12 protein-coding genes are annotated in these 12,533 nt (G+C 45.5%); 2 read left to right on the top strand and 10 right to left on the bottom strand.

From position 1 onward, the window contains the following. Positions 1 to 12 precede the first annotated feature (12 nt). The 9 genes from RGE70_RS00390 to RGE70_RS00350 form a co-directional block, all read right to left on the bottom strand. Complete coding sequence (locus tag RGE70_RS00390; RefSeq protein ID WP_310469582.1) at positions 13 to 210, bottom strand: twin-arginine translocation signal domain-containing protein; 198 nt, start codon at positions 208 to 210, stop codon at positions 13 to 15. 540 nt (positions 211 to 750) lie between these two features. Further along, entirely contained in the window at positions 751 to 1,755 is a 1,005-nt protein-coding gene (locus RGE70_RS00385; RefSeq protein ID WP_310469581.1) for a formate dehydrogenase subunit gamma, read from the bottom strand. Between the two features lie 50 nt (positions 1,756 to 1,805). Beyond that, positions 1,806 to 2,396 (bottom strand): formate dehydrogenase FDH3 subunit beta, encoded by a 591-nt coding sequence (gene fdh3B, locus RGE70_RS00380; RefSeq protein WP_310469580.1) that lies wholly within the window; start codon positions 2,394 to 2,396, stop codon positions 1,806 to 1,808. A 26-nt stretch (positions 2,397 to 2,422) separates the two neighbouring features. Further along, on the bottom strand, positions 2,423 to 5,272 hold the full coding sequence (locus RGE70_RS00375) for a formate dehydrogenase subunit alpha (protein ID WP_310469579.1): 2,850 nt from the start codon (positions 5,270 to 5,272) through the stop codon (positions 2,423 to 2,425). 32 nt (positions 5,273 to 5,304) lie between these two features. Next, positions 5,305 to 5,502: a twin-arginine translocation signal domain-containing protein gene (locus RGE70_RS00370; protein WP_310469578.1), complete on the bottom strand. Its 198-nt coding sequence runs from the start codon at positions 5,500 to 5,502 to the stop codon at positions 5,305 to 5,307. A gap of 147 nt (positions 5,503 to 5,649) precedes the next feature. Continuing rightward, entirely contained in the window at positions 5,650 to 6,315 is a 666-nt protein-coding gene (locus tag RGE70_RS00365) for a TorD/DmsD family molecular chaperone (protein ID WP_310469577.1), read from the bottom strand. A 10-nt stretch (positions 6,316 to 6,325) separates the two neighbouring features. After that, positions 6,326 to 8,005 (bottom strand): 4Fe-4S binding protein, encoded by a 1,680-nt coding sequence (locus RGE70_RS00360; RefSeq protein WP_310469576.1) that lies wholly within the window; start codon positions 8,003 to 8,005, stop codon positions 6,326 to 6,328. Positions 8,006 to 8,147: 142 nt separating this feature from the next. Then, positions 8,148 to 8,762, bottom strand: a complete 615-nt coding sequence (locus RGE70_RS00355; RefSeq protein ID WP_310469575.1) for a DUF3306 domain-containing protein — start codon at positions 8,760 to 8,762, stop codon at positions 8,148 to 8,150. Next, positions 8,759 to 9,229 carry a DUF3305 domain-containing protein gene (locus RGE70_RS00350; protein WP_310469574.1) on the bottom strand — a complete coding sequence of 157 codons (471 nt, stop codon included), beginning with the start codon at positions 9,227 to 9,229 and terminating at the stop codon, positions 8,759 to 8,761. The genes RGE70_RS00355 and RGE70_RS00350 overlap by 4 nt, the downstream gene beginning before the upstream one ends. Positions 9,230 to 9,526: 297 nt before the next feature. Between RGE70_RS00350 and RGE70_RS00345 the strand changes: the two genes are divergently transcribed. Next, positions 9,527 to 10,354 (top strand): formate dehydrogenase accessory sulfurtransferase FdhD, encoded by an 828-nt coding sequence (locus RGE70_RS00345; protein ID WP_310469573.1) that lies wholly within the window; start codon positions 9,527 to 9,529, stop codon positions 10,352 to 10,354. A gap of 53 nt (positions 10,355 to 10,407) precedes the next feature. Continuing rightward, positions 10,408 to 11,313 carry a substrate-binding domain-containing protein gene (locus RGE70_RS00340; protein WP_310469572.1) on the top strand — a complete coding sequence of 302 codons (906 nt, stop codon included), beginning with the start codon at positions 10,408 to 10,410 and terminating at the stop codon, positions 11,311 to 11,313. Positions 11,314 to 11,466: 153 nt separating this feature from the next. Here RGE70_RS00340 and rlmF read toward each other — a convergent pair whose 3' ends face one another. Next, positions 11,467 to 12,519, bottom strand: coding sequence for a 23S rRNA (adenine(1618)-N(6))-methyltransferase RlmF (gene rlmF / locus RGE70_RS00335; protein ID WP_375087877.1), 1,053 nt, complete (start codon positions 12,517 to 12,519; stop codon positions 11,467 to 11,469). Positions 12,520 to 12,533: the final 14 nt, after the last annotated feature.

Below are 12,533 nucleotides of genomic sequence, written 5' to 3'. Positions count from 1 at the left end.
AATTCTCCTAAACTAGCCGCGTAAGCTATTGTAATAACTGCGTACATGTGCAGTTTCTTGATAGCCATTTACACTCTTAGTGCTGACATTGTTCTCATTTGCTTGAGCTACACTTACGCCGGTTGCGGCGATAGCAACACCTGCGGTGCTACCAATGGTAAGTGCTTTCAGCAAAGATCTGCGGTTCAGATCAGGCTGTTGCTTCTTCATTTTTACTCCTAGTAAAACGGAATACTTCGTTATAAAACCAAGGTGTTTAAAATTTTTGCCACGCCAACAGTGTTAACACTATGTAACGAAGCAACAGGATAAATACCGATAGTATTTATCGATCTTAAACACCCAACAAATTGCCCCGGTAATATAAAGAAAAAGCCCTTAAAAAAGATTGATCTAAACCGGATAAAAACCGCGACCAAGTACGAATTTTATAAAAAGTGTTAAGCAGAACAAGTTTGAAGATCCGTTCAGAATTCGATGCGAGAAACAACTGAATTTACGCCGATAAAAATGTTGGTTAAATGTAACCAACTCAACACATTACCGAACCGTAAGTAAATGATAACGATTGTTATTTGGAAGTTTTTTTAGATGCCATTCACTATCACAAAGGCAAAAGCAGTTTATTGAAAAGGGAGTTCAAATTCGGGTTAACGCCACCGCGTAAAGCAACCAAAAAAGTGGAAATATTTATGACAAAAAACAAAAACGCCTCGATATTTATCGAGGCGTTTTTTCTAACAACAATAGCTAGTCTTTATAGACAATTGAGTTGTTTTCTTTTATTTCATCGTACCAAACGTTGTGGTGTTGAGCGGCCCAGTTTTCATCACAATAACCCGACATCATACACTCCATACCACCTTCACTCAGCACCGTTGCCATCCAAATATGCACTATCGTAAATGCAATAATAATGATGGCACTAATGCCATGGATCAATAACGCCGCCATAGACGCTTCACGGGGGAGCTCTAACCCTGGCAAGACCAGCATTAAACCCGAAACGACAATAAACAAGCCGAATATAGCTAATGCCCAAAACCACATTTTCTCGCCCGCATTGGCAAAGCCGCTGTCAGGATGTTTGCCTTTAAACGGTCCGAAGTTGACATAACCTCCCACCACTAAAAACCATTTTAGGTCATACATCTTAAACGTCTGCATCGGCATCCACTTGACCACACATAAGGCCCAAGACACGATAAATATCGGCCCAACCCAATCGTGAATGGTTTTACTACCGTAAATCAAAGCGGCCCAAATGCCCTCCCCAACCCAAGGTTGTAAAATGTGTTTACCCAGCATGATATTAAGGCCTGTAAAAATCAGCGCCATACACGATGACGCCATAACCCAATGGATCCATAAATCAGCTTTAGTCCAACGTTGCAGCATCTTGCCAGAAAAGCCCTTACTCAATTTTGATGGGCCATTCACTAAGTAGAAAAACAAGAACGCCACAAAAACACCCACTACTGCGATGCCCATAACGGGAGTTAAGTAATTATTCCTCAGCTCTTTACCTTGGTTACCAGCAACATTGATCAACACATTGGCTTCAGTACCATTATCGGTCGTAAAGCCAGAGTCACCCGCTTTAACGGCACGCCAAAGATCTGCATCGTTGGTTTTACCTGCTTGCTGCTGACTCGATTGCTCATCTGCCGCTATCGCAGATACACTCAACCCCATCGATAACACAAAGGGGATAACTAACAACGCGATCAGGCTGCGTAGTGATTTCATATACATATTCACTCCTTAACAAGGTTGTGCACCGAAGTGCACAACCCAACTCAGCCTTACGCGCCAGTGGTTGGGGTGTAACCCCATATTGCGCCAGGGTTTCCTCTGGCAGCAACGCGTTCGCGGTAAATATCTGATACCACACCAGCATCACCCGCTAGCAGTGCCTTGGTAGAACAAAGCTCTGCACACATAGGTAACTTTCCTTCAGCAATACGGTTAGCACCATATTTCTGCCGCTCAGCATCTGAATGTGTCTCTTCTGGGCCACCGGCACAGAAAGTACACTTATCCATTTTCCCGCGACTACCAAATGCGGTCTTTTGTGGGAACTGTGGCGCACCAAAAGGGCAAGCATAGAAACAGTAACCACAGCCAATACAGGTATCTTTGTTGTGCAAGACAATGCCGTCATCGGTACGGTAGAAACAATCTGCCGGACAAACGGCCATACAAGGTGCGTCAGAACAGTGCATACACGCCACTGAAATTGACGCTTCACCCGGCTCACCATCGTTAATGGTGACGACTCGTCGACGTTGAATTCCCCACTCTAAAGCGGAGTCGTTTTCATTTTTACATGCTGTGACGCAACCGTTACACTCGATGCAGCGCTTGGTGTCACACAAGAATTTCATGACTGCCATAATGGCTTATCTCCTCATCAAGTTAATTAGGCTTTACTGATCTGACACAAGCTCGACTTCGTCTCTTGCATCTGCGTCACAACGTCATAGCCATAGGTCATTACGGTGTTGGCAGACTCGCCTGTCACGTAAGGAACTGTCCCTTCGGGGTAGCTTTTCTCTAGGCTTTTGCCTTCGAATACCCCCGCAAAATGGTATGGCATAAAACATTCACCAGCGGTAACTCGTGGCGTTACCATCGCCTTAACTGTGATTTTTGCCCCTTCTGGACTATGAACAAACACATCATCACCATCGCGTAAGCCGCGATCAGCTGCATCCGCAGGATTGATCTCGATAAACATCTCTTGCTGTAATTCTGCAAGCCATGGATTGGAACGTGTTTCTTCACCGCCACCTTCGTATTCCACCAAACGGCCGGTGGTAACTGCAAGCGGGAAGTCCTTGGCAAAATCCTTGTCCTGAATAGATTTGTACAAGGTTGGGAGACGCGCAACCATGCGGTCTTCATAGGTTGGATACTTAGACACTAAATCGCGACGCGGCGTATAGAGTGGCTCACGGTGTATCGGAATATCATCAGGGAAATTCCACACAATGCAACGCGCCTTAGCGTTACCATATGGGATACAACCATGATTAATGGCTACTCGCTGGATCCCGCCTGAAATATCGGTTTTCCAGTTTTTACCTTCGGCATGTACCTTTTCTTCTGCTGTAAGATCATCCCACCAGCCAAGCTGCTTCAACATCTTGTCGGTAAATTCAGGGTAACCATCTTGAATTTCACTGCCTTTGGAATAAGAGCCTTCAGCCAAAATGTTATTGCCGTCATGTTCAACACCATAACGCGCACGGAAATTACCACCACCGTATTTAACTTCGCGGCCGGTTCGGTACAAAATTTGGGTACCGGGGTGTTTATTCTCTGGTGTGCCCCAACAAGGCCAAGGTAATCCGTAAGTTTCACCTTTAGCAGGGCCGCCGGGCGCTTCGAGCGATTTGATATCGAAAGTCCCCCAGTTTTCTTGGTGCATTTTCAAGCGTTCTGGGCTTTGACCTGTGTAACCAATCGTCCACATACCACGGTTAAATTCACGCGTCATATCTTCAATTAACGGTTCATCACCATTCACTTTAATGTGTTTACAGAACTCAGCTTCAATGCCCCACTTTTTGGCCAATTTGTACATGATCACGTGATCAGGCTTGGATTCAAATAAAGGCTCAATAACTTGGCTACGCCATTGCAGTGAACGGTTCGATGCAGAAACCGAGCCGTAAGTTTCAAACTGTGTTGAGGCTGGTAATAAATACACCCCATCTGAGCGTTCATGCATTACGCCCGCCATTGTCGGAAACGGATCGACAACCACTACGGTGTCCATCTTATTCAGCGCTTCGCGCACTTCACGACCACGGGTTTCGGTATTAACCGATTGCCCCCAGAAAAATGCCATACGTATGTTGTCTTTCTGCGCAATCTTTGACTTGTCTTCCAGCACACCATCATGCCAGCGTGAACAAGGTATACCGGTTGAAGTCATTGGATCTTGGCCTAATCGCGGCTCTTGATCAAAGCGGTTTTTTACCCACTCATAATCTAAATCCCACACGTTACACCAGTGTTTCCAAGACCCGGTCTTTAAGCCGTAATACCCAGGTAATGTATCGAACAGTAACCCAAAGTCTGTCGCACCCTGTACGTTATCGTGACCACGGAAAATATTGGTACCACCACCTGACACTCCCATATTACCGAGCGCTAATTGCAAGATACAGTATGAACGAGTGTTGGCATTACCCACGTGATGCTGTGTTCCACCCATACACCAAACAACGGTACCGGGCTTGGTTTCAGCCAACAACTTAGCCACTCGGTACATTTGTTCTTTAGGTACCCCAACCACGTTTTCGACTTCAGCAGGGTTAAATTTTTTCACCTCTTCGCGAATACGTTCCATACCGTAAACGCGCTGGTCGATAAACGTTTGATCTTCCCAGCCGTTTTCAAAAATGTGCCATAGCAAACCATAAATGAAAGGAATATCCGTACCTGGACGAATATGCACGAACTCGTCAGACTTAGCTGCAGTTCGGGTGAAACGAGGATCGACTACGATAATTTTCGCGCCGCGCTCTTTGCCTTCCAAAATATGCTGCATTGCAACAGGGTGAGCTTCACAGGGGTTCGAACCGATAAACATCATCGCTTTCGAGTTACGAATGTCATTAAATGAGTTGGTTTGCGCACCATAACCCCAAGTGTTTGCAACACCGGCTACAGTGGTAGAGTGACAAATACGGGCTGAGTGGTCGACGTTATTCGTGCCCCACATCGCGGCGAATTTGCGATACATATAAGCTTGTTCATTTGAAAACTTAGCACTGCCCATAAAAAATACTGAATCTGGGCCAGACTCTTTACGAATATCGAGGGCTTGCTGCCCCACCTCTTCAATGGCTTGATCCCAAGAAAGGCGTTTCCATTTTCCTCCTTCAAGTTTCATTGGGTATTTAAGACGTTTTTCACCATGACCATGCTCACGCAGTGCCGCCCCTTTTGCACAATGCCCACCCGCATTAAACGGATGATCAAAGGCTGGCTCTTGCCCGGTCCAAACGCCATTTTGTACTTCGGCGTAAATACCACAACCAACTGAACAATGGGAACATATAGTGCGTTTTACTTCGGTGGGGGTGTCGTGAGGAACATCTTTTGCTTCAGCTTTACGCATCATACCAGCGCCAAGCATTGAGGCTGCGGCAATACCACCTGTCGCGAGACTCGCTGACTTGAGGAATTGGCGTCGGTTTAAGCCTAAGGCTGCCTTTGAGCCAGTGGCTATCTGATCGGACTTACGGGTTAATCGCATCACACTCTCCTTAATTATTGACCACGAAACGCTTACTTACTGCGTAACGATGCGTAATAACTACGAACATGATCGGACTCTTGATAGCCGTCGCCTTTCGCTGCGGTGTCGACTTTGGGGGTCGCTGCTAGCGTTTGACTACTGACCGTTGCCACTGCGCCTGCGGCGCTGCCTATCGCCATTGCTTTTAGCAATTGACGACGACCCATGTCGGAAGCTTGCTTCTTCATAGTGTCTCCTTTGGTTTTTGAAGTTGAGTTCAGAGTTTAAGTTGCTAAACACATCACTCTTTTAGTATAGGGGGTACTCCTTAAATGGTGTCGATATCTGCTAAGAAGATGACTTAGCAGATATCGATAAAGATAGTTAACAAAAACTTATGAGGCGAGTTCGTTGGTGTTTGGCTCAATTTTTTCCGCTTCGCTGCCTGGGCAGTTAACTGGAATATCTAAGCTTAGTTGTTCAAACTCGCTAGCTTCGATAGCAAAGAAAGCGGTTGCAAGTTCTGCAACAGTGGCATAAAACGCCGCGCTTGGTGCTTTAGCTAATGTTTCGCAAAAACGGGCTATCCAGCTCCCCATATGGCGCTGATAGAAAGCAAGCTGGCGGTAACCTGGCGCTTCTAAAATCAACGTTCCCATGACTTCACACAATGCCGCAACGTGATCTTCAGGCTCTTTCACCTCTTCTTCACGTTCAAAGCCAAGTTGTATTAGGTCATTACGTAGCAAAGCTAATGGCTTGTCCATTAACGAACCGGTCATAAACCAGCTACCGTAAGGCAGGATTTCACCACGCCCAACGCCAAGGAAGATATTAAAGTACTCATCTTCTAGTTGGTCTGTTGTGAACTGCTCAGCTGCTAATTTCAATCCGACCCATGCTTTTGTCATATCGCTATCGTCTTTAGCATCAATATCTAAAGCCGCTAAGAACTGCAATAATTCGGTGCTTGGCTGGCGACGCAATAGCGCAGCTAATAACTGATAAATGTCAGCTCGTAGCTGATCGTTTTCTGAAACTTCTCTTACTAATTCGGTCATAGCTAAACTCTTATCGCAGTTGCTTTTCAGGGTCTTGAAGAATGTCTTCAAACATATCTTTTACTCGACAGTCACCACACATTTTTAAACGTTGCGTATTGGCGCTGAAGGCACTGTGGGTTCCTACCACTTCTAACATCCGCTTGACCATTGACTGGGTCGCGAACGGATCACCACAGGTAATACATTCAAACGGGGCTTCCTCATGCAGGGTTTGACGCTCCTGACGCGCAGCTTTATCAAAATTAATCTGAGGCGTTAAGCTGATAACTTTCTCAGGGCAGCCTGCTTCACATAGACCACATTGCACACAGTCTTGCTCTACAAAATGCAATGCCGGTAAATTACCGCCATCTGTCAATGCTGCAGTTGGACACGTTGCCACACAAGACATACACAAGGTACAGCTTTCAGTATTAACGCTCACTCGGCCATAGGGAATATTGCTTTGATGCAAGCAAGTATCGACAGATGCCGCTTGCTCGTTAAGGTGGTCAATCGCTTCGTATAGCGTTGTACGCTTAGTCGTTGCTGCAAATTCAGCAGGAACAATAACCGGCCAGCTTGCACTCGCAACCAATAACTCAGATAAATCTGCGGCGCCAGCTTCTGTTAGGTGATGTTCACTAATTAAACTTATACGCTGAGGTTGACCCATTTCATCAAGGATGTCGTTAGCCAGTGTAAGTTCGCCATTTAACATTTGAGTTAACGTCGGCGCTGTCGCGTCGGTGTTAAGGATCAATATTTGGCGTGCCCCCCAGGCTAATGATGACATCCAGTGATCGATACTCGCAACAGTGATCTCTTCAAGTTCAACCGGAATAATATCGCCAGCTAATTGCTCAGTAACGAGCGCCGCGCCTTTGCCAATGTCATGAAATAAGATGACAGGTGCAACTTGCGCTTGTGAACGAAAACTGGTGACTAGCCTATTGAGGTAACTATGCATCGCTTGCGGAGTCGGCAAGTCGTAACTAATCGCCCCTGTAGGACATGCATTGGTACAGCTACCTGCGCCATGACAAAGGTAAGGGTCAATTTCAATTTTTTGAGCAACACTCGAAATTGCATCAGCTGGGCAAAAGTTTAAACAGCGGGTACAGCCTTCGTTACCGTTACGGTTATGCGCACAGATATCGCTGTTCACTTTTACGTAGCGTGGCTTATCAAACTCGCCGATTAGATCCGGTAGCTGCTCAAGCGCTTCAGCTAGCTTAGTTTGGTCTTGACCAACATAGAAATAACCCGGTGGTAGCATTTCAAGGTTGATGCATGGGCTCATGCTCAAATCAAGGATTAAATCAAAATGAGGTTTGCGAATCGCCACAACGCTTAAGTCAGCATTGCCATCATCGAGCTCAACTTTTACTTGAAATTGGCCTAAGAAGCCTTTGATATCGATAAGTTTATTATAATAACTTTCAACATCTGTGGCAGCATTCATTACTAATTCAAGATGCGCTTCATCTTGGCTTGTAATGGATTCATTGGCTAAAATGGCACACTTACCCATGTGGGACAATTTGTCGGCAGCTAAGCGAGCCAAATCTTCTGGCCCGATAACGAGCACATTGCCCTCGGTTTGGTAGCTAACGGTTGGCGGTATTAGGTTTTGAATCACCTGATTTCCGGCCAGTACCTGTTGTCGAACCTCTTTGAGTCCAACTTGCGTTTCACGATTACTCACATTGCGTTCCTGCACAGTTCTTTGGCTGCTTCTGTACTTATTCTGCTGTTTTATGTTGCGCTTTAATGCGCGCCAGCTTTATATGATAAATACAGCAATTCACATACCAAATTTATGGAATTAAAAACACTCTATAATGACGTTAAACAACTTTATTATTAGTAATGTCTTGGTGTTGTGGTTCATTTTGGGACAGAGCGGCGTTGTCATCACCCAAAATGTCCGATTCTGCTGCATCGCTCGCGGCGTCTAACGCCGGAGCAGCACTGGCCACCTCATCTGACTCAAGTGCTGATGTTGCATCACCTTCTTTTTCATCGTCATCTTCAACAACATAACGAAATACTTTCTTTGCTAACTCACTAGATACCTCAGCCGACAATTTAGGCTGGTTGGTGTAGTCGAGCGCATAATCAAGCAGACCATCCAACTCATTGTAATGCGGTTGTTTCCAAAGAGCTTTAAGCGCTGCAGACTTCGCAGCAGGATCGACATTTGCTCCCATGAAACTGGCAAAGCTGCCACCTACTTCAATCTTCTCTGGATCGGGTAAATCTGCTGCGGTCAGTAACTTGCCTTCTTCAGGAGCTGCTTGTGTAGCGACGCCCTCGGCGCCTGTCGCCGGTGCGACTTCTGACGAAACAAGAGTTTCAGCCTCTGGTGAAGTTTGCTCCGCTTCGGTCGCTGTTACTTCAGTCTCAGTTTCTTCCGATACTTTTTGGCGGCGCAGATTCCAGCGCGATAACAAACCACTCATGAGTTACCTGCAAAATGGTTGGTGCTTGGGCCTTCATTTTTACGACCATTAACATGTTTAGCACGGCGGTGAGCTTTAATTTCAACTTCACCATGACGAGTGATAAATGCTTCAATCCAACAAGCGATTGCTGCAGGCATTGGGATATTCAGTACCGGTGTATCGGCCTCTAAACAACCAGCAGCAACATTTTGGTCGGCGGAAATCGCTGACGGGATCCATTCACCTTCTAGGGTTTCGTCACAAACGATGTACAACATGGCGTTATCCATGTCGATATTGATTCGGTAGCTGCCGCGTTCGTCTTTGTGAAGTTCAAGCAAGATAAGGCTTGCCCCTTCTGGTGCAGCATGGGTAGCGGGGAGTATTTGGTCAACTTCCCACTGCACTGAGGTCCATCTTCCGACTTGTGTTTCTATCTTTTTCAGAGAAACGTACATTGGCCATTGGCTTTCGGTATGTTGCATTCAGTCTCCGCCTTGCTTGAGATGACAGCCTTTATGGCAGTCCGCTAAATAAATACTGCTTAAAGCTAAGCAATAAATGTGCCATACGAGAGCAATAAAATAGTTTGAACTAGATCAACTAAACTCAACCAAGACTAGGACATTTTGTCTAAATAGCAATCTGCTATGGGACATAAAAGGGCGACTACAGGTTGATAAATGTGATCTGCCACTAAGTTTGTATCCAGATGAAGTTAGGTATAGATATTGCTTAGGATTTAGTTGCGAATAATTTTTTCTTACTTGATGACAGGCCTTATGACTGCAAACAAAAGCCACCCAACTTTAATCAAAACGAATTCTGAAGTCCCTCTGACCATTGCGGTAACGGCCATTAATGAAAAAGGTGAAAAAGTAGATAAATTTATTGCTTGCGAACGCCCACTCACCGTTTATTTAAACTGGCGTCCCATTGTGACATTAATGACGTTAGGTGCCAGACCAGAAGCATTATCGTTAGGTTACTTAAAGAATCAGGGCTTTATTTCAGACTTAAGCAAACTTGAGTCGGTCATTGTGGATTGGGATGTAAACTCTGCGGCGATTCTCACCAGCGAAAAAACCGACGGTTTAGATGACATGTTATCTGAAAAAACCGTCACCTCAGGCTGTGGTCAAGGCACGGTTTATGGTGGGTTCATGGCTGGGCTCGATGAAATAGACTTACCCACACCGCACCTCAAACAGAGCATGATTTATAGCCTACTCAAAAACATTAGTGAATATAACGAAACTTACAAAAACGCAGGTGCGGTACACGGTTGTGGTTTATGCCAAGACGACCAGATCACAGGGTTCATTGAAGATGTTGGTCGCCATAATGCTGTTGACACACTGGCCGGTGAGATGTGGCTTAAACAAGAAATAGGCCATAACAAGTTGTTTTATACAACAGGCCGCTTAACCTCTGAAATGGTCATTAAAGTTGCCAAAATGGGGATCCCGGTGCTGCTCTCTCGAAGTGGTGCAACTCAAATGGGGTTAGAGTTAGCACAAAAGCTAGGCATCACCATGATAGCCCGTGCTAAGGGTCGCCATTTCTTAATATACAACGGTGCTGAAAACATTGAATTTGACGCAACTTAATAAGCAAGACAGTGACACTAAGCTAAAACGATTATGCGCCACAAGGATGGAAAATGACTGAGGCAACAGAACTGGTTTACATGAGTGCTAGACAGGTATCAGAGTATCTTGATCTCAATGAGAAAAAGGTCTACTCCATGGCCAATGATCGCATTCTTCCAGCGACAAAAGTTACGGGTAAATGGCTATTCCCAAAAATCTTAATTGATCGATGGGTGATGGACTCTTGCCACAGCGGTATGCTTTCAGATCGGATGCATATAACCGGAAGCGATGACCCTTTATTGTCTATGCTAGTGTCACGCATGATGTCTCAAATAGGTAAAACGGAACTAATAAGTTACAGCTCCACAGGCTCTCGATTAGGCCTTGATTTACTGTCTCGTGGCTATGCCGATGTGTGTACATTACATTGGGGCAGCGTAGAAGAACGCTCGGTTCGGCACCCCGCTTTATTGCAAGGCTATGCTAACCACCAGCAATGGGTAATGGTACATGGCTATACTCGCAAACAAGGGTTAATGATGCGTCCAGATATGCACCATCGCTGCCAACAGTTGGACAAAATCCCACAGCAATCTTGGCGCTGGGTTGCACGCCAAGCTGGCGCAGGTAGCCAGCAACATTTAGAGCAATGGCTTATGAAACAAGGTGCCGACTTTGAGAAGCTCAACTCTAATCTCGTAGCACAAAGTGAGCGAGAACTTGCGGGCTACATTGCGAGAAATAATGCTGACATTGGCTTTGGCTGCCAGTCTGTTGCACTCGAAAGTGGATTAAGCTTTGTTCCTTTAGTTACTGAATCATTTGACTTTGTGATGCCGCAAGGGATCTATTTCAGACGCCAGCTACAACGTCTGTTCAACCTTATTGCAGAGCCTCAAACCCAGCAACTAGCTGCAACATTAGGCGGTTATGACTTAACTGATTCCGGTAAGCTGCTTTGGAATGGTCAGTAGGGTAAAAACTAATGTAAGCGGTATTGTGTCGCCATGCAGTGGAAGCAAACACGGTCAATATAAGCGCTGCTGCGTGCAATCAAGTCTAGCTCGTGATGATAGCGAGCTAGAATTGAGGTACAGCAAAAGGCTATATTAAGTACGTTAACAGCCTTAAAGCTGGTCACGATATTGTTGCCACAATTGTTGCTGCTGTCGCGTTAAAAAAGTCCACACTAAAATACGTGTTATTTTGTTCCCTTGGTGCATTTCAATAACTTTAACCTCACTCGCTTTGACCTTTTCGAGTAAGGCCTGTGCCGGCTTTAGGTTCTCTTTTTTAGACACTAGTGTGGTGAACCATAAGCACTGAGCAGCAAAGCGTTGACTTTCAGTGATCATATTTCTCAAAAACTGCTTTTCGCCACCATCACACCAAAGCTCGGCTTTTTGGCCGCCAAAATTAAGCGAGTCAGCTTCTGACTGAGTCGAAACGGTTGGCATTTTTTGCCCAGCTTTCGCAGCTCGGTTCGCCGCCAGATTGCTCAGCTTCCGCGCTGTACCTGCAGTTGCTTCTGCTAGCGATGCATGAAATGGTGGGTTACACAGCGTGACATCAAAGCGATCATTTTTGCCGATAATACCGTGAAATATGTGCTGTGGATTATTTTGTAATCGCGCAGCAAATTTGCCACTAATAGCTGGATTATTAGCAAATATTGTTTGGGCATTTTTTATTGAAACAGGGTCAACGTCGCTGCCGACAAATTGCCAACCGTAAGACTGGATCCCCAGTAGCGGGTAGATAACATTGGCTCCCGTACCTATGTCTAATACCTGTACTTTATCGCCTTTAGGAATGCGCTTCTTGCTCGTTTTTTTTACCGCTAATAGGTCTGCAACATGATGAATATAGTCTGCACGACCAGGGATCGGCGGGCATAAAAATCCTTGAGGTATAGCCCAAAAGTCGACACCGTAATCGTGTTTGAGTAACGCACCGTTAAGTGCCTTAACGGCATCCGCCGCGGCGAAGTCGATAGACAAATTACCGTAAGGGTTTAGGCTTACAAACGGTTTCAACTCTGGGTAGCTACTCATTAACGCTGTAAAGTCGTAACCCGCATTATGCTTGTTGCGTGGGTGCATTCCTTTATTTAACGTTGCCGCAGGCTTATGTGCATTTACCGTGCCTGGCTTATCCGGCTTTTTATGTTGTTTATTCATGTTCACTCTGCAGC

The sequence above is a fragment of the Shewanella youngdeokensis genome (assembly GCF_033180165.1).
In the GTDB taxonomy this organism is placed as follows: Bacteria; Pseudomonadota; Gammaproteobacteria; order Enterobacterales; family Shewanellaceae; genus Shewanella; species Shewanella youngdeokensis.
Note: the sequence above shows the minus strand (reverse complement) of the source record. Positions and strands in the feature narration are given on the sequence as shown.